The organism is Vibrio sp. 10N.247.311.49, assembly GCF_041467655.1.
Lineage (GTDB): Bacteria > Pseudomonadota > Gammaproteobacteria > Enterobacterales > Vibrionaceae > Vibrio > Vibrio crassostreae_C.
Map to the genome: position 1 here is coordinate 142,669 of NZ_JBFSVA010000001.1, position 18,191 is coordinate 160,859.

Consider the following 18,191-nt stretch of genomic DNA (forward strand, 5'->3'; position numbering starts at 1 on the left):
ACTTGTTGAAATCGTAACTCATTCTTGGACAATTATGATTTAGAGTATTAGCTTCAAGGCCAGACTAGCACGGGAATAAATCAAACCTTGGGGTGAGTTTTTATTCAAACAATAACGCCTCTCTCCTGTTAAATAATTCAACAAAGAGAAAGGCGCTAGATTACTAGACAGGTTATCTATAACAAGGCTAAAGCTCTATTATGAGCTTTCTTTTTTGAACAACATCAAAAGTTAACTGTCCATTGGTTTGCGATGGTAACGAGTCCTTGCTCGCTATAATATCCATCTCAAATATACAGCTATCAAAACCTTGAGTTAACTGTGCTTGCGTTTGACCAAACACTTCACTCAAGCTCTTATTGTAAGAGCCTGAATTAAGTAGATGCTCACCAGCGTTAATATCTGGTGACACAGTTCTGATATTGGTCTCAATACTATTTTTACAAGTTAGCGTTTCCACTAGGTAAGAGTATGTATGGTCTGCCTCAGGAGCCCATGATACATCTATCACTTCGCCTGCAAAGCTTGTCGTTAATGTAAAGGGTAACGGTAGTTCATTCACTGCCAGTGAACTTTGAACAACATCCCCTCTCAATAACTTTACAATGTACTCTGAGGCGCTTGCTGAAACATCTCCACCATAATAGTAAACACCTCCTTCCGCCGATGTTTCAGCTAACGAGAAGTTTAGGCTATCAACTTCAGCAACTAGCTGGTCACCGCCATTAATTGCAACATAGTTAAACGAACTATCTTGAACATATCCTTCGATTTCAGCCTCGGATGGGCTTGTTACCGATAATGCAAAGAACACTCGTAAATCAGAAGCTGCATAATCACTACTGTAACGAGTGACAGTATCCTCTGAGTTTGCAGAGGAAGAGCTACCGCCGCCGCTTCCTCCACCGCAACCTACAAGTAACGTTAACATCAGCGCACAGTATAATTTCTTAAAATGACCCACTTTTATTCTCCTTCAAAATAGGTCGTACTTTACGTGTACCAAACCAGTAGCCCAAGCACATTAAAGGAAACATTGCTAATGTCCGCCATAGGTTATTTAAACCGACTAACTGGAATAAATATACAATCCCAAAGAAATATAAAAACGATACAGCTATACACAAAGTGAAGTACGGATATTTATTGCGTACAGGCCTCAGCACTGGTGCGAATATGATCGTAATCGTATAGACAACACTTCCGAGAGCAGCCAAAAGATAATCACCTTTAAAAAAAAGAATCCCTACTCCACACCAAAGCACACTACATATAGCAGTTACATCCCATTTATCATCTCTGTTAGTCACATCTCACCACCGTATTACAACCGACTGACGCGGCATCGTTAATTGTCCCTACATTTTCTACAGTTTGCTTGATAACCGGAGCCCCAAAATACACGGTATCATCTATCATTCCAGCAGCCTTTCCTGCAGGACCAATCATCATACCAATAAAATTAGGCCAACTGGAGTCTAAACCCCATGCAGCCGTTGCCAAGTACCCCCCCGCAACAGGGTTCAATGCACCAACCCCAATCGACATCGTAGATAAAACATTCGCGCCGATTTGAGCGGTTTCTTCAGCTGTAGTTTCAAGATAATCAGACATTGGCTGTCCAGCTTCTTCCGCTAAATATGCATTTGCAGCATTTTTCTGAAATGTTTCTTTATCCACATACATACGCTGTCCTCGGTAATTTACCCAGCCCATCTCGTTATAAAGATAGATAGTAATCACACTCATAGCAGAGCGCATCACTGCATCTCGGCTATTCGCTCCACTGGCCGCCGCTGCAATGCCCGACACAATCACCATACCTCCGGCTTCCTGAAGCGTCAGCGTTTTATCACCGTCATGAACAATGCCACCACCAAGCTTACCAATGACACCACTGATAAAGCCTTGCTTGAAGCTGCCACCTTGCAGCTCATGGAAGCCGCCTTGCACCACACCATGAGCGACGGGCAGAGCGGCGCCAAACGGACTTGTGCCACCCGCAGCACCATGAGCTACCCCATAGGTGACACCCGCAGACAGCCCTCCTAACACGCCAGCTTGCATCGAGTCACCAAAGTCACCTGTCGTGATATAAGTTGTAGTAAAAGAGGTACTAGCCCCTGAAGCCATCACTGCTCCTATAGTTTCTGTTCCAAAAACTCCAGCGGCTCCATACCCCATCGCGATAGCGCCAACCACCATCCCTGCCATTTGTATAGCCGGGTTTTCAAAGGTTTGACTCACCACAAAAAAGGCCATGGCCGCGGCCCACCACACCCAATGCCCCGTCGGGTCCGTATATTTTAACGGGTTGTTATAAACGTACGCGTAACGGTTGTAACTTTGGCTAAAGCTTGGTTCTGGTACGAACGTATCCGCACTCAAGAATCGACCAATGGCTGGGTCGTAAAGTCGAGCGTTCATGTTGATAAGACCGCTGCTGTTACCGACATTTTCATGCCCAGTGAAACCGCGCATCTCAGCGTTGGTAAACATAGGTGTGGCTTGTAACTCTGCCGACGCTAAAAGCTCACCAAACGGCGTATAACCACGCTCTATTTGCACTTGCCCATTCGGGTCGGTGATTAAATCTGCCGTCCCTAACGCATCTCGATGGAAGTAAGCGGTTCGGTCAATTTGCTTTTCACTGCCAATTAACGTTTTCACGTGCTCAGCGACCGCCTGACTGTCTGCCATAAATCGGTGGCGCATCGCTGTTACAACCTTACCGTCCGCGTTGGTCGACACCTCTAACTGGTACTCAGGGCTGATGTAGTAGGTTGTGACACCATCAGACGTCTGTTTTACACGCTCTCGCTCACTGCCATACTCATACTGAGCAACCGCGCCATTGTCATTAATGTGCTTGGCCTTGTTAAACGAGTTCCAAGCGATGGTTCTTCCGCGACCTGAAACCATATTGCCGTTGGCATCATACGTGTAATCGCCAACCAATTGCCCGTTGGCATTAACATTAAACTGGCCTTGTCCGGTTTTATACGTCAAGTTTCCATACACATCATAACGGTAATCGCGTTCGACCTGAGCAACGCTGCGGTTATCGCTGTAGTGCCATTGTGTTAAACGGTCAAAATCATCGTACTGGTAGTACTCTTGTTGATTTCGGACAGCACTGACTTTGCGCAGAACGTTACCACGCTCATCGTAAGTATAATGAATGTCTCGAAGGTAGTTATCTCCCATTCCCGTCGTTATGCGTTGAACCGTTCCGCGAGAGCGGTCAATATCACGCCTTGTCAACATTCCATTACCAAAGAGTTCCCCACCAATTCGTCCAAAGTTATCACGACTGGTCGCTACCCAGACAATTTCCGCCGTATCATCGTCTAGACGTTGGTCCATTATCTCTTGAAGCTCTGCCTCCGCAACCACCAAATCATCGAGTTCATCGGTTAAGTTAGACAGTAAATCGGTTTCTTGTCTGGCTAACGCGGCATTTTGCTGAGCTTGCACAATCAATTCATTCGCGCGACGCTCTGCATTATCAGAGGCGGCTTGATAGTGGTTAGCCTGACTCTGCTTTTGGTTTGCCTGAGCACGCTGACGATTCGCAATCGCTTGATAGTGGTTTGCCCATTGATTATAAACTTGCGTTAAGTTAATACTGGCTTGAGCACCATTGAAGCAAAACTTATTGCCTTTCCACGTCGTACAGCGGTGAGTTTGAACCATCCATAATGGTACTTTAGCGGTAAAATACTCTTTCTTTTTACAATTTCCTTTCCAATCTTTCTTAGTACATCGGTCATATTTGTAATACGCGTAGCCATTTTGTGTTTTGTAGTTACTGAACACTCGATTACCAAAAGCTCGCCAGTAATATTGTGCGCTACGACGATAACTCGCGGCGCGGTTAGCATTAATATTGGCACTTCTAAATATCGAACTCGCGCTGGCACTGAGTTTGTTGGCGGTATGTTGGTAACTATTACTTTTGGCAAACAACTGCGCTGCCGCTTGACGTAAACGCTCAGACTCTTCGATATAAAATTGCGCACTTTTCTCAAGCTCATAAGCCTGCATCTCGAGTTCAACAATGCGCTCTGAGGTGGCTTTTAACGCTTCCTCAATTTGCAGGTATTGGCTATCCCAAATATCAGAATAAGGGATACTCATTCGCTTAAGCAGACCATTCACATCGTAATCTTTATCTAAATTCATCCCCGACGGGAAGGTAACCCTACTGAGACGACCTTCTTCATTGTACTCGTAGTAGGTCGTGTACTCTGAGCCATCAATGGATAGGGTCATCGATTGAGTGCGCCCCAACGCATCGTACGTATAGCGACGCTGGCTACTGCCAGCGCTGCTGGAGGCATCCAGTCCGCCTTTCAACGATTGATCATATTGCCATTGATTGATTTCATCTGGGCGAGTTTCATTAATTTTACGACCGAGTGCATCATAAGTGAATGTGGTGCGCTGTCCTTTCGCATCCTGTTGCCAAACCAGCTCCCCCCACGCGTTGTGACCATACGTCCAAGTGCCCATCGCAGGGTCAATCATCTTAGTTTTATAACCGAGCTGGTCATAACTCAGCTCCGTTATCAGTCCATTGGTATCGGTTTGGGTGAGGTTACCGACTGCATCATAGGTATAGCGTAGGGTTGACTGACCATTTTCTACGATTTGGACCGTTTGTCCCAAACCATTGGTTTGCTCAACCTTCTCAAATGTACCGGGGCCCGTTATTGTTGCGGTTAAACCTTGATAGCGAGTGGTCGCAACAAGGTCACCGACATCTTCCGTTGGTTGAGTTTGAGCAGTAGGTCGACCTAGCGCGTCATAAGTAGTTTGTAACCAGTACGTCGCATCCCCTGCAAAATACCCCTCGAAATAAGGCACAGTTTCCCCAACGAGCTGCCCTTTAACATCGTAAGCCTTATCAACCATCACGGTCTTACCATCACCGTTCAATTGCTTGGTGCGTACTTCACGCCCCAACTTGTCAAAATACGTGGTCGATAAACCGCCCTGAGAGGTTTGCGTGGTCACCATGAAGACACTGCGGTCACCCAGCGTCAATCCGTGTTGGTCTAGGCCGGCATCGGCGCCATCGCTCCATTCATAAACTTGCTCAACCCAGTTACCATCGGGCAAAGTTTTCTTAATTTCTCGACAATAATCGTCATAAGTAAACCGGGTCATCAACCCATTCGCATCGGTGACGGTGTCGGGCAATCCACACGAGTTGTTATAAGTGGTCGTGACAAAGTGACCAAGGGCGTTGGTATGTTTCGTCACTCGACCTAAAGCATCGTACAGGGTCGTCGATTGACGCGTTTCACCACTGCCAGTCGTACGCTCTAAGGTGCGAAATCCGCTGGCATTGTAGTCAAATTGCGTCGTTAACGAGAGTGCATGTCCAGGCTCGACGGTTTGCTTAACCAAAGCCCCGGTATTTGCATCATAAGAAAAGGTCGTATTTCTCGTTTGAGAATCGTGACCATTGGATTTGGTCACAGATACATCACGAGGTTTTCCGATTAACCAACGCTGCGTATCATGCTGATAGCGTGTGCTCGTTTTTTCAACAAATCGTTCACCATTACCATCCTCGACCGTTCGTGTGATGGTATCGGGGAAATTAAGCGCATCGTAACCTTGATATTGCGTAACCGTATGGGTCAAAAGGTTTCCTGATGTATCCCAAGCTGATTGACGGCTTTCAATCATTTGTGGCCAAGACTGCCCAGCGATAGGAGACGTCACCTCACGATAGTCAAATTCACTTTGAGCAATCTTTTGGTTATTGATTCGCGTTTGTGTACGCTCAGCATAGGGTGTCCAATCACTGCTGTAGCCGGTCACGGTGGAGGTGAGAGTGTGGCTCGCTAAGTCTTTGGTTTGTATTTCCCCAAATCCGAGCAGGCCCTTATCAGGGTGAGCGTGATACCCTCTATAGAAGTACTCAGTACGGTTCATACCGCCTATGCCATTACTGCGCTTAAGTGCCTTGACCACTTTGAAGTTTGGCTCAACGGTGTATATCCCAAATGCACTTGTTTATGGTCAATAACCGACAAGCCATGAATAAAATAGGTGTGAGTTTTCCGGACTGGAACGAATCTACAGTTGGCCAAACCATTGCCTTTGTTGCTGAAGATAAAGAGATGATGGTTGGACTCGCTTTTCAGCCCTATTTCTCTGTGATGGTAAATGAAGGTTTATTTGAGATCTCCAGTGTTTGTGAGGTGCCTGACATTGCGGTTGAGGTGAGGTTTACCCGTAATCAAACGATTGGGAAAAGTTTTCTGGGCTCCAAGAAACGTCGAATCAAACGTAGCATGGCGAGAGCCGATTTCTCTGGTGATGGACAATCATTACCAGCCACTAATGAAGAGCGAATCATCGATAGTTTTCATCGAATCCCAATCTCCAGCGGTTCATCAGGGGAAAGTTATATTTTGTTTGTACAAAAGGAGTTTGTTAGAGAGCGCGTTGCAGCAAACTTTAATAGCTATGGTTTAGCCACCAATCAAGAAAGAAAAGGCACGGTACCTGACCTACGTTTTTGACCCTTTTATGAAAGCTCTTTTTCGGAGAAGTAAAAACAAGGAGTTACAGACGTAAGAAGAAAAAGGGTATCTTGGTGAATTGTGACTTTAAGCATGCAGAATCAGATTGTTAGAGACTATATTCTACAGTGTCCTGCCGAATAGGCAGCTAAGAAAAATCTGATAACCTAGAATGCCGTTATTGCCTTGTGTCCTGCCGAATAGGCAGCTAAGAAAAAAGCCATGCTTTTATCTTTGACCATAGATTGGTGTCCTGCCGAATAGGCAGCTAAGAATAGGCCAGGAAGAAAGCAACCTTCCTGCTGAACAAGCAGTTAAGAATAAAAACCATCAAGTTTAAGCTTGGTGGCTTTTGTTTGTTTACAATCGGTTTTATTCGTCCCACTTTCTAACATGGAAATGCCCCAAAGTTTGTTTCAGCGCATTCGTCCTAACGGCAGTCTAGCTGATTTTGCTATACTCCAACTAATCTAAATATCCTGTTAGGTTGTGTGCGATGAGCAAAAAAAAGTTGACCGAAAAAGAGCTGTTGAAAGGGATGACTCCTTATAATGCGCACAGTGATTTGCTTGCCAAGAGTGGAACAAAGCCTGATTGGCTATCCTTCGCCGATGAGGTAGAGCGGGTTACAGATGATTTCATGGCTGATCGAAATGAGGTTTTAGATAACCCTAGTTCAGATTTTCTGAACCCTGATATTTTTCTTTCAAACCTCAAGTTAGCGCTTGATAGCCTTCCAGATGGTGATATTGAACTTTGTAACTTGGGCAATGAAATTGGTCGAGTCATTGCTAATTTGAACTCACCAAATAAGACGCTTTTACGTGAAGTAATTTATGGTGTTGAACATGGTTTTGACATGATTAGCAAAGAAAGAGGAACTTCGAATGAGTAAGCTTGATGAATGGGTCGACAACAATATGACATTAACCAGTATCATCATAATGGTTGTGGGTTCAGCACTCGGATACATCCTTGTCTAGTATCAATTACTAAGGCTTCGAGGAAAAACTCAGTTGTTGCAAATTCTGCAACAACTCCAATCTTCTAATTTTGCAACAGCCTGTTGCACAATTGCGATACAACCTGTTTCGTGAATTATTTCTGCCCTATTGCGTGTTTCGAACAAGGTTCTACATTACGGCTAGTAGCCCATTTTGCTATAAACTATTTATGTCATTTTTTAATCGAGAAACGACTTATGAACAAGAAAAGGTTGTCAGAAAAAGAACTACTTGATGGTATCACACTCGATACTGCCCATGCAGATGAGCTTGCAACGGTATCATGGGATGAACTAGGGCTAGAATTCTCAGAAAGCGAATATAAAGCCGTTATGAAGAGAATTGAATCCCTGTTTGATGTGGCTGAACCAGGCACACCCGAAGGTGACGAACTTGAAAAGTTGGTGACTTGGGTTGAAGCGTATGAAGAAGAGCACTTCCCATTTTAAGTTAGCTAGCCCACAACTGAGCAACATTTAGCCCAAAACGTTTCAGAAAACATAATTTCAGCAACAGAGCTAGCTAATGTGCAAAGCATGTACATTACTTATTAATCAACTGTAGAGGTGTTTCCTCGGTCGTTGAACTATTGCAATTTTTTCTCGAGTAGAGAAACAACTCATACCTGCACTTTTTCGAGTTAGACGCTCATTTCGCAGTGTGCGAATCGCAACCTGCGAAATGAACTTATCTTTCCCCTAAATCTTACGTGTCAAATCTAAAGGGAGCTAGCTTAGCTAAAGCACAGACACGACCATAACCACAAAAAGTAGCTCTATTATGCGCTACCTGCGGTCAATAGTGTCAGATATTGAGCCCCTTCAGTTCGGAATGCTTTTTCTAAAAAAAAATGGTAATTTTTGCAACCAAAATTAATCATTATAAAACATACAGTTAACCTACTTTTTGATGTCGGATTTCACGGTGAAATTGACAGGTAGACCAGAAGGTTTGAAAGCTTTATTTAGCGGCTTTCCGACAGCAAACGTTATTCTCACTTTGCTATTTTACGTGATAACTCTAGGAAGGTTTTGCCCCAATACGAGTTACGAGCACATCTGAAGCTGCAATACTTACCTCTCAAATTCGTTGAGTAAACTTATAACCAACACCATAAACAGAGCGAATTGGTGATTCGCCCGTAGAGACTTGGCCTACTTTTTTACGAATATTCTTGATGTGAGTGTCGATGTTGCGATCCGATACATCAGCCGTGTCTGAATAAGCCCGATTTAAGATATCGTCACGGCTGAACACTCGACCTGTGTTCTCAAGAAACAGTTTTAGGATCTTGAACTCTTGTGGCGTCAGGTCAATTAAAGCTCCTTCAAAGCGAACTTCAAACTCATCAGGCTTCATTTCAAAACCAGAGTCGATGATCATGGATGCTTGCTGATTTGCCGAATTTATCGGTGTCACTCGGCGCAGCACCGTTTTGATGCGGGCGATGACTTCGCGTGGACTGAATGGTTTACAGATATAATCATCGGCGCCAAACTCAAGCCCCAGCAGTCGGTCAATCTCTTCGCTTTTTGCCGTAATCATAATAATTGGCAGTTGAGAAAATGCCCGAACCTGTTTACAAATATCCATGCCATCGGTATCTGGCAGCATTAAATCAAGCAGCATCATATCAACATGGTGAGTTCTGATATGGTTGATGACGTTTGAACCACTCGCGAGATGTGTTGCTTCAAAGCCACTGTTTTGGCAATACGCCACCAGAACTTCTGCGATATGAGCTTCATCCTCGACAATCAAAACTTGAGGTTTCGTCATAGGTTTACTTCCTTAAACAGTGGTAATCGGATGGTCACTTTTAGGCCGCCAAGTGGGGAATTACTAGCAATAACAATGCCTTGATGCGCTTCGGTAATTTGTTTACACAGAGCCAAGCCTAGCCCTGAACCGCCATGTTCGCGGTTTCGAGAGGACTCGACTCTGAAGAAACGATCAAACAATTTGTTGTGCATCTCAACAGGTACGCTTGGCGCCGAGTCTTGTAAGACTAATGTGAGGTCTTGATCTTCAATCTGAGCAATTAGGTTCACTTGCCCTTTAGCATGCGTATATCGGTAGCTGTTTTCCAATAAATTAGTAAATAGCTGCTTCAGGCGGTCACTATCGCCAAGTATCTGACAACGTTCATTGTTTAGCAGGGGGGTTAACGTCGAACAGTTAACAGAAAGTGGCTTTTGATCGAGTTTTGCTTCAAATCCGCTCAACACTTCCAGTAACAATTGTACTGGCTGCACCACCTCTTTTTTATAGGAGAGTCCACCGACATCGGTGATAGAGAGTTGGTACAGGTCGTTAACGATGCGGCTTAATGAATCCACCTGATCCACCATTAGTTGAATGCGCTTTTCATCGGCTTGGAAAACCCCATCTTGAATGGCCATCAGTTGTCCACGCATCACGGTTAATGGTGTCTTAAGCTCGTGCGAAACATCCGACATCCATACCGATCGGTTATTTTGGTTTTGCTCTAAGGTTTGCGCCAGAATATTCACGTTTTCCGCCAGATGAGCAATTTCATCTTTGCTCTGTTTCTCAACGCGAACTTGATAATCGCCTCGAATCATTCGATAGGTACCAGATATAAGGCGACTGATGGGTGAGACAAGATGTCGCGAGAAAACCCATGCAGTAACAAATGACAGAATAACCACAGCAAGTGCGATGGTGTAGTAATTTCTGGTTTGTTTGGCCAGAAACTCATTCTCTGCACTGTAGCTATTAATTTGAGCGGGTATGAATGAGAGGTAGCCCACTAAGTTACCATTATGCAGAATGCGCTGGTTGCGCGCATCGGGGTGAAACTCTTTACGCCCGATCACCACCTCTTTATTGGCATCAAAAAGACTCACTCGTCTCGGTACGTGAAGTAAGCGACCCAAGCTATATTCGCTCTCCGCCTCTTGTGTTGATTGGTCTGCTTTTCGATGAAAGTTAGCAATACTTTTCCACAATGCGTCATCTTGTTTTAACGACTCCCAGCTCTTTTCTTGGTCGTAAAAAAGAGTCAATTGCTCTTGTAGCGCGGCAACATGCTTTAATTCCTCAGCTTCCACGTAATCATTGAAACCCGTAGATAAGTTATGCGTGACCAGCAGCAACATTAATCCCACCGATGTAAAGCTAGTCACACAGAAAGTGAAGAAGAATTTGTAGAGTAGTTTCAATGTTCTGTCCTAGTAAAGGTTCGCCACACACACCATAAGGAATGGGGCGTTTTTGGTTTAATCTCGCGCTAGTGCTTCTACTGGATCGAGTTTGGCGGCATTGCTCGCGGGTAGAAATCCAAAGACAACGCCAATTAAAGTCGAGCAACTGAATGCTGCGATGATAGAACTTGTTGAATAAATCATTCGAATGTCACTACCCATATACCCTAATGCAAAGCCAACAAAGTAAGCCAAGCCTATTCCCATCAAGCCACCTAAAACACAGACTAACACAGCTTCAATCAGAAATTGGCGCAGGATGTCGGTTTGTCTGGCTCCGACGGCCATACGAATGCCTATCTCCCTCGTGCGCTCGGTAACGGACACCAACATAATATTCATTACCCCAATTCCGCCAACAACCAGCGAGATAAAGGCGATGGCTGAGATGAGCATGGTCATGGTTGATGAGGTTTTCTCAATGTTTTGGCGAATAGCGTCTGTATTGACTGTAAAGAAATCCTCGGCACCATGACGCGCTTTGATGAGCGTGATAATCGCCTGTTCAGCCGCTGAACTTGATACCTCGTCATTGAGTCTTACCGTAATGTCGTTAACATAGCTTTGGTTCAGTAATCGGCCCGATACTGTCGAGTAGGGGAGCCAAACATTCAACGTATCGCTGCTGGTAAGGCTATCATCTTGCTCTGCGGTGACACCGATGACGCGCACAGGCAATTGACCAAGAAAGATGACCTTACCAATCGGGTCCTCCCCCTGAAATACATCGGTTACGACATTGGCGTCAATGATCGCCACTTGCTCGAGCGAATCGATACTCTCTTGACTGAAAAACTGCCCTTTATCGAGCTCAAGCCCCTTAACTCGAAAGTAGTCTAAACCCACTCCCTCAACGCTTCCTGTATGCACTTCACTGGCATAACGAATGGCACCATTCGCTCGTACTGTTGGTGTCACGCTATCAACAAATGCAAAGTTTTCGAGCACTTTGGCATCATCCGCAGTAAGCGTTCGGATACGACCCGAGTGTTTATCACCCCTGCCAGTTCCGGGTTTTATCTCTATCGTGTTGGTGCCCATGTTTGCCATGTTCTCAAGGATGGTTTGCTGGGAGCCAGTACCCATTGCCACAACCGATACCACCGAGGCGATACCGATGATGATCCCTAACATGGTCAGAAAGGTTCGTAGACGGTTGTTAGACATCGCAAGCAACGCCATCTTAAACGCCTCTAGATAGCGAAAAATGCTGAGTTGTTTGTTGTGATCTTGGATCGCGTTGTTCTCTTTAGCGACAACGTTTGATTTAGGTTTATCGTGGTTTTGCTGGTCTTGGATGATTTGACCATCTTTGATCTCAATGACTCGATCAGCAAACGCGGCAACCTTAGGGTCGTGAGTAACAAGAATGATGGTATGTCCGTTAGCGTGAAGCTCCTGAATAAGTTGCATCATCTCTTTGCCGCTGTGACTATCGAGCGCACCTGTCGGTTCGTCAGCAAGGATCACATCGCCACCATTGACCAGTGCTCGGGCGACACTCACACGCTGCTGCTGACCACCACTTAATTGATTGGGCTTATGATCAAGGCGCTCCTCTAAACCCAATCGAGTGAGTAGCTGCTCGGCTTTCTCACGGCGTTGCTCTTTGGTTGTATTCGCATACAAAGCAGGGATCTCTGCATTCTCAAGCGCCGTTAAGTCACTCAGTAGATGATAGCGCTGGAAAATAAAGCCGAAGTTTTCTCGTCTTAGTTGTGCAAGCTGATCAGCATCCATATTTGAGACATCCTGACCATCAATCAGATATTGGCCTTGGGATGGTTTATCAAGACAACCAAGAATGTTCATCAATGTAGATTTTCCTGAGCCAGAAGCGCCGATAATCGCCACCATCTCGCCTCGATTTATCGCTAGGTCAATGTTGTTCAGCACAGTGAGTGCTTGATCGCCAGATTGGAACGCTCGGCTCACGCCTTTGATTTCTAGTAGTGGATTATTCATCGCTTACATCCTCATTGGGCCTTGGCCGCGTATGGGCATATCGCTAGACGCGGTTGACGAGGCTTGACCAACCACCACCTCATCTCCCTCTTGAAGGCCAGATGTTATTTCTGCATATATATTATTGTTAAGCCCAACTTCGACCTGTCTTAGCTCCACTTTTCCACCCTGAATAACAGGAACTTGAAAGCCATCTTTGCCAGAGTTTTGTAGTATTTGCGCTGGGATCATCAAAGCATCATCCGCACTATCAAGAACAATCGACACCTGAGCTGTCATGCCAATGCGTAAGAGTCTGTCTGGGTTTTGCACCTCGAAGCGTGCGTTGTAGTAGATCGCATCGCTGTCGCCAATTTCTAGATTGCTATCATCACCGTTCATTAAGGTCGGGCCCGGTTCAATTGAGCGTAATACGCCACTAAAGCGTGTATCTGACTCGCCAAGAATCGAAAAGTAAGCCTGTTGCTCCTCACTGACATGGATAACATCCGCCTCAGAAATTTGAGCACGGACCACCATGGTATCGAGATCGGCAATCTCAACAATGGATGGGGTAGATTGATTGGTGTTGACCGTTTGTCCTTCCTCTACTGAAACGTACACCACAGTGCCACTCATTGGGGCATCAATCGTGGTGTAGCTCAGATTTAGACGAGCAGTATCGACGTTGATTTCGGCTTTCTGTTTTTCTGCAACTAGCTGATCTAATTCAGCTTCGTAGATAGCAAGCTCTGCTTCAGCACTGTCGTAATCCGCTTGTGATGACGCCTTGTTACTTAGCATCGACTTATAGCGCTCAAAGGTGGAGGTTGATTTCTTGATCATGGCTTGCTTAGCACGAATTTGCGCCTCGATAGAGTCGAGAGAAGCAAGCGCTTCTTTTAGCTCATTTTGTTGAGTGAGGCTGTCTATCTGTCCGATCAACTCTCCTTGCTGGACTTCTTGACCTAACTCGACAGCAATTTGTTCAATTTCTCCGGAGACTTGAGCACCGACGTTAACCAATTTATTTGGGTAAAGCACACCATTGCTCAGCACGACATCCTTGATGTTGCCTCTACGCACCATGTCAGTGGTGTACACCATTTCTTGTTGAGCGTTCTGAGCTTGGTAGTAGTATGCGCCGCTACCTATAGAGCCAATCATCAAGCATGTAATAATCGCTTTGGTTAGTTTTTTCATCATATCCCCTGAAAGGTTAAGTCGGCTGAATGAACGTTGCCTTGATTGATGATGAAATAATAACTAACAAAGATAGGGGAAAAATGAAGTGCGGTAATTTTTAAATAACTGAATAGTAAAGGTTAATTTGAATTGTGAAGAGATAATGAAGATTATGGTGTGTGCTATGAGACTATAATAAGTATTCGCTATTGATAACCGAAAGATTAGATGCAGATATCTGCCATTGAATGGAATGGAGCTTTTATTCTAAACCATTTTTGTCCAAAAGTTTGTTACACACATGTCGATTATGTCTGCTAGAGGATTAATTGGAGCGTAGTAAATTTACTACGTTGAATCTTAGTCGTTGTTCAAATTTGCAGACTTTCGATGCAATGTTATGCGAACTTATACTGCAAATAGTATTGTAAGTCTTTGATGGTTGGTTCGAGTTATGCTGACTTATCCTGCAAGCATCACTTTAAAAAAGCCGCTCTTTATGAGCGGCTTTTTGCTATCTGCAATTTATGTAACGTTCCCACCCATCTCGTTTGTACTTGGACTTTATTCGATAGATTCAAAGCTTTTATATAGACACTAATTAATAGGCTTGATATTTAAAATAAATATAAATTAATGGTCTATTGATATTCTTAAGATTATATCTCGCGAAATTCTTCAAAGTTTTAGTTAGTAGATTGTCAATTTTCTTAGATCGCGCGAATAAAACCAATATACGACTGAAGGTGCTCTTTAATGGCTATGGTGCATAGTGTACCCTTTACTGAGAGAGAGTTTGATAAAAGTTAAATATGAACATCTATATCTTTAATAAGACTGTAGCGTGTTTACTATACTTCTATGCGGGCAACTCGTAGATTTATGTTTAAGTCACATAAATTGGAGAGAAATTGGCTAATATCAAATGAATACAGTTAACGATATGTCTCGAGGTGTCTTTTTTGTTTATGAATACAAAACAAGCTCTGAAAATTGCAGAAGACGGCTACGCACCATTATTTAAAGCCACAGACTTTTTACTAATAAATCTGTCTTTAGCAGTTATTGTCAATACGGTATTTGTTGATGAAACCGCAATCGATGTGGCAGCGGCGTTTTTTGTCGCGACATTCTTTTTGTTATTCGGCGAGTATTATCATTTATATCGTGTTCATGTACGTCGGCGCCTCGATTCTTCAATTGTTCGAATTGTTGCGACAGCCTTCTTTACTTTGATCGCAATGGAGATCGTAAAATATAACGTAGAAGACTTAGTCGGAAGTCAAATAAGTCACTTTAACAATGGCTTGTATTATATCTGGTTTGCTAGCGCTATGTTATCAACCATTCTAATTCGAGTTATTGCTTTTACGATCTATCGTTCGTGTTTTAAAAAGTACAAAAAGGTAAAGAGAATAGCGATTATCGGGCTATCACCAGCAGCAATTGCTTTGGAGAAGCAATTGCTGATTTATTATAGGAGCCAGGACATAGAGATTGAACTGTATGACGACCGTAAGGAAGAACGGTTTGGATATATGATTAAATCTCGTTATGTTGGCACTGTAGATATTTTGATAGAACAAGCGCAACACAACCAGATTGATGAGGTTTACATTGCGTTACCTATGATTGCAAAAGAGCGAATCACTCGTTGTCTGACACTTTTATCTGATACTACCGTCGATACTTTTATGGTTCCCGATCTGTATAGCTATAACCTATCAGCATCCCAATTCAAGTCTGTTGGTAATGTACAAACGTTAAGTATCTTTGGTACTCCATTTGATGGGATAGGTGGAGTGATCAAGCGTATCGAAGATATTGTCTTAGCTAGCCTCATTTTGTTGCTTATTACGCCTGTTCTTTGTGCTGTGGCAATCGGAGTCAAACTCAGTTCTAAAGGTCCCATCTTGTTTAAACAAGATCGTTATGGTCTGGGTGGAAAAAAGATCAAGGTATGGAAATTTCGCTCTATGAATGTGATGGAGAACGGGGACGATTTTAAACAAGCAACGCATTCAGACCCAAGAGTGACAAAGTTTGGTGCGTTTATTCGCCGAACATCTTTAGATGAGCTTCCTCAATTCTTTAATGTCTTACAAGGTTCAATGTCTATCGTAGGGCCAAGACCTCATGCAGTTGCTCACAATGAGCAATATCGAAAGATTGTCTCTAACTATATGATTAGACACAAAATCAAGCCAGGTATAACAGGTTGGGCACAAATTAATGGCTATCGTGGAGAGACAGAAACCGTCGATAAAATGAGTAAACGGGTTCAGTATGACATCGTTTACTTACAGAGCTGGTCGCTTTGGTTGGACATTAAAATAGTGTTTCTAACGGTATTTAAAGGGTTTGTTAGTGAAAAGGCGTACTAGCCTACTAAGTATCAGCGCTGTAGTTTTATTTGGTTTTGTTAGCCAAGTTTGTCATGCAGAGCTTACTCCCAAGTCGCATATCTCAGTAGCGGGTATCGATGTCCAGTCAGAAGTTGGCGCTGAGTATGGTCAGGATTCAAATGTGACATACCAAGTTAACCCTATGAACGAGATTGCATCAGCTTACACCAAATTAACACCGTACTTGCGTGCAGTAGGCGAGCGTGGAGAGGACCGCTATGTGTTGGTGTATTCTGGTGATTATTCACGCTACGACAGTGCAAGCGATGATGATTACACCGACCATTTTTTAATGTTTCGATCTTCGTTGAGGTTCGGGCTTAAGCACGGTCTTGATTGGTTTATCCAGCAAGATTGGGGGCATGAAGAACGGGGGACAGAGCTAACGGAAGGTTTCAATCCTACTCAGTTTACGTCTTTTGGAGTGAATACACCGTTACAAAACCGGTTCTTAAATAGTGAGATACGATATAGCTATGGTGCGCCTGAGGGGCGGGGGAAATTAGACCTTGCGTGGCAGGTTAAAGATATAGCGTTTGATGAGTTGGACGAAGTTCAAAGCGCATCCAGTGACTTCTACCATTATATAAAGGAGCAGGAATGGAACGAAAATACTATAACTGCTGAATTGTTCGACCAGTATTCATCGCGGACTCGTTTTCGATACAGTCTAATTAGTAACCTACGAAGCTATGAAGCGAATTCGGCTAAGGATTCGAGTGAACATTATGCGCTTATCGGTTTGAAGTCCCAAAGAACGGGAAAGCTGTTAATAGAGACTGATTTAGCTTGGTTGTACAAGCGTTTTCCGAATAACAGAGAGGCACAATCGTTCAGTGGTTTAAATTGGGACGCCAATATTAACTGGCAACCACTCAAGCATTCGAAGTGGTCTTTATATGGTTGGCGTAGAGTCAAAGACCCAACGGAAGAAGGTGGTTATATTCTTAACACTAAGGTCGGTCTATCGTGGGAACATCATTGGTGGGTCGAGAGGTTAAGTACTACGGTTGATTATGGAAGAGAAGTCGATGACTATCGGGTAGAACAGAATGATAGAAAGGATGATCTAGACGTTGCGTCAGTCACGTTAGGATATGATTTTCGGCCTTCTATTAGGCTTGAGTTGAACTATCAGTTCGCCCGCAAACGTTCGAGCGAGGATGAAGTCGTGTTTTTCATCGGAGATAACTCCCAATCCTCGGTGAGTCGTAAACTTGGCTATGACAAAAACACAATTGGATTGGCACTAAAGGTACAGATCTAGAGATGAAAAAAATAAAGCTACTGTTATTAGGTTACTGTGTGTTGATGGGCTGTATTAGTTTTGCTGCAGCCGCAAACACGATAGCACCTGAAAAAGAAGTGAAAAATACTACTTCCATGACTCTTGAAAATAGCCATCATCCGGCTAACAGTGAGACTCGAGAGTACCTTTTGGGGCCAGGGGACCAGATACGAATCTGGGTGTATGGGGAGAAAGAAATGTCGATGTCTTTAAAGATAGGCAAGCGTGGTGATATTAATTTTCCTTATATAGGTCGAGTACAGCTCTCAGGACAAACGACAGACTCGATAGAGCATGATATTGAAACTCGTTTGAAAGCTGGGTTTATTCGCTCGCCAATGGTGACCGTTACTATGGAAGGGTTCCGTAAATTTTACCTTCTTGGGGAAGTTGAAAACCCTAATGGCTACGAATATGAGCCCCAACTTACTGTAGAACAAGCGATTGCTATGGCCGGTGGCTTCACTGATCGGGCTGATAGAGGTGATATTAACATTCGCCCTTCAGGGAAAAAAGAAATGATAAAAAAAGTCGAGATGACACACTCTGTCTATCCCGGCGATGTTGTTATTGTTGAGAAGAGCTTTTTCTAAGGT

Annotated in this window: 12 protein-coding genes; 6 read left to right on the forward strand and 6 right to left on the reverse strand. The window is 43.9% G+C overall.

Annotated elements, in window-relative coordinates; all coding sequences use genetic code 11:
- Positions 1-187: 187 nt before the first annotated feature.
- Together AB6E54_RS00615 and AB6E54_RS00620 are read right to left on the reverse strand one after the other, a co-directional pair.
- Positions 188-964 carry a hypothetical protein gene (locus AB6E54_RS00615; protein ID WP_102333415.1) on the reverse strand — a complete coding sequence of 259 codons (777 nt, stop codon included), beginning with the start codon at positions 962-964 and terminating at the stop codon, positions 188-190.
- Positions 965-1,302: 338 nt separating this feature from the next.
- Entirely contained in the window at positions 1,303-5,949 is a 4,647-nt protein-coding gene (locus tag AB6E54_RS00620) for an RHS repeat domain-containing protein (protein ID WP_372107302.1), read from the reverse strand.
- Between the two features lie 71 nt (positions 5,950-6,020).
- On the opposite strand from AB6E54_RS00620, the gene cas6f reads away from it, so the two are divergent.
- The 3 genes from cas6f (at position 6,021) to AB6E54_RS00635 (ending at position 7,995) form a co-directional block, all read left to right on the forward strand.
- On the forward strand, positions 6,021-6,542 hold the full coding sequence (gene cas6f, locus AB6E54_RS00625) for a type I-F CRISPR-associated endoribonuclease Cas6/Csy4 (protein ID WP_240799479.1): 522 nt from the start codon (positions 6,021-6,023) through the stop codon (positions 6,540-6,542).
- Between the two features lie 496 nt (positions 6,543-7,038).
- Positions 7,039-7,437: a hypothetical protein gene (locus AB6E54_RS00630; protein WP_102333413.1), complete on the forward strand. Its 399-nt coding sequence runs from the start codon at positions 7,039-7,041 to the stop codon at positions 7,435-7,437.
- Positions 7,438-7,743: 306 nt separating this feature from the next.
- Positions 7,744-7,995 (forward strand): hypothetical protein, encoded by a 252-nt coding sequence (locus AB6E54_RS00635; RefSeq protein WP_102333412.1) that lies wholly within the window; start codon positions 7,744-7,746, stop codon positions 7,993-7,995.
- 631 nt (positions 7,996-8,626) lie between these two features.
- Here the strand turns inward: AB6E54_RS00635 and AB6E54_RS00640 are convergent.
- Genes AB6E54_RS00640 through AB6E54_RS00655 form a run of 4 tightly spaced genes read right to left on the reverse strand, consistent with a single transcriptional unit; the run spans position 8,627 to position 13,923 of the window.
- Complete coding sequence (locus tag AB6E54_RS00640; protein ID WP_102333411.1) at positions 8,627-9,325, reverse strand: response regulator; 699 nt, start codon at positions 9,323-9,325, stop codon at positions 8,627-8,629.
- Positions 9,322-10,731 carry an ATP-binding protein gene (locus AB6E54_RS00645; protein ID WP_372107300.1) on the reverse strand — a complete coding sequence of 470 codons (1,410 nt, stop codon included), beginning with the start codon at positions 10,729-10,731 and terminating at the stop codon, positions 9,322-9,324. Before AB6E54_RS00645 ends, AB6E54_RS00640 begins: the two co-directional genes overlap by 4 nt.
- Positions 10,732-10,788: 57 nt before the next feature.
- Positions 10,789-12,738 carry a MacB family efflux pump subunit gene (locus AB6E54_RS00650; RefSeq protein WP_372168704.1) on the reverse strand — a complete coding sequence of 650 codons (1,950 nt, stop codon included), beginning with the start codon at positions 12,736-12,738 and terminating at the stop codon, positions 10,789-10,791.
- 3 nt (positions 12,739-12,741) lie between these two features.
- Entirely contained in the window at positions 12,742-13,923 is a 1,182-nt protein-coding gene (locus tag AB6E54_RS00655; RefSeq protein WP_170967426.1) for an efflux RND transporter periplasmic adaptor subunit, read from the reverse strand.
- Between the two features lie 947 nt (positions 13,924-14,870).
- Between AB6E54_RS00655 and AB6E54_RS00660 the strand changes: the two genes are divergently transcribed.
- From AB6E54_RS00660 to AB6E54_RS00670, 3 genes are read left to right on the forward strand one after another with little or no spacing between them, the layout of a single operon-like run.
- Entirely contained in the window at positions 14,871-16,286 is a 1,416-nt protein-coding gene (locus AB6E54_RS00660) for an undecaprenyl-phosphate glucose phosphotransferase (RefSeq protein ID WP_102333009.1), read from the forward strand.
- A complete protein-coding gene (locus tag AB6E54_RS00665; protein WP_102333008.1) occupies positions 16,270-17,574 on the forward strand; it encodes an outer membrane beta-barrel protein in 1,305 nt (434 codons plus the stop codon). The genes AB6E54_RS00660 and AB6E54_RS00665 overlap by 17 nt, the downstream gene beginning before the upstream one ends.
- A gap of 11 nt (positions 17,575-17,585) precedes the next feature.
- Positions 17,586-18,188, forward strand: coding sequence for a polysaccharide biosynthesis/export family protein (locus AB6E54_RS00670; protein ID WP_372050168.1), 603 nt, complete (start codon positions 17,586-17,588; stop codon positions 18,186-18,188).
- Positions 18,189-18,191: the final 3 nt, after the last annotated feature.

What these genes read in the sequence shown, in the direction of transcription:
- AB6E54_RS00660 (WP_102333009.1), top strand. Translation starts at nt 14,871, where the DNA reads ATGAATACAAAACAAGCTCTGAAAATTGCAGAAGACGGCTACGCACCA.
- AB6E54_RS00635 (WP_102333412.1), top strand. Translation starts at nt 7,744, where the DNA reads ATGAACAAGAAAAGGTTGTCAGAAAAAGAACTACTTGATGGTATCACA.
- AB6E54_RS00655 (WP_170967426.1), bottom strand. Translation starts at nt 13,923, where the DNA reads ATGATGAAAAAACTAACCAAAGCGATTATTACATGCTTGATGATTGGC.
- AB6E54_RS00630 (WP_102333413.1), top strand. Translation starts at nt 7,039, where the DNA reads ATGAGCAAAAAAAAGTTGACCGAAAAAGAGCTGTTGAAAGGGATGACT.
- cas6f (WP_240799479.1), top strand. Translation starts at nt 6,021, where the DNA reads ATGCACTTGTTTATGGTCAATAACCGACAAGCCATGAATAAAATAGGT.
- AB6E54_RS00620 (WP_372107302.1), bottom strand. Translation starts at nt 5,949, where the DNA reads ATGAACCGTACTGAGTACTTCTATAGAGGGTATCACGCTCACCCTGAT.
- AB6E54_RS00650 (WP_372168704.1), bottom strand. Translation starts at nt 12,738, where the DNA reads ATGAATAATCCACTACTAGAAATCAAAGGCGTGAGCCGAGCGTTCCAA.
- AB6E54_RS00640 (WP_102333411.1), bottom strand. Translation starts at nt 9,325, where the DNA reads ATGACGAAACCTCAAGTTTTGATTGTCGAGGATGAAGCTCATATCGCA.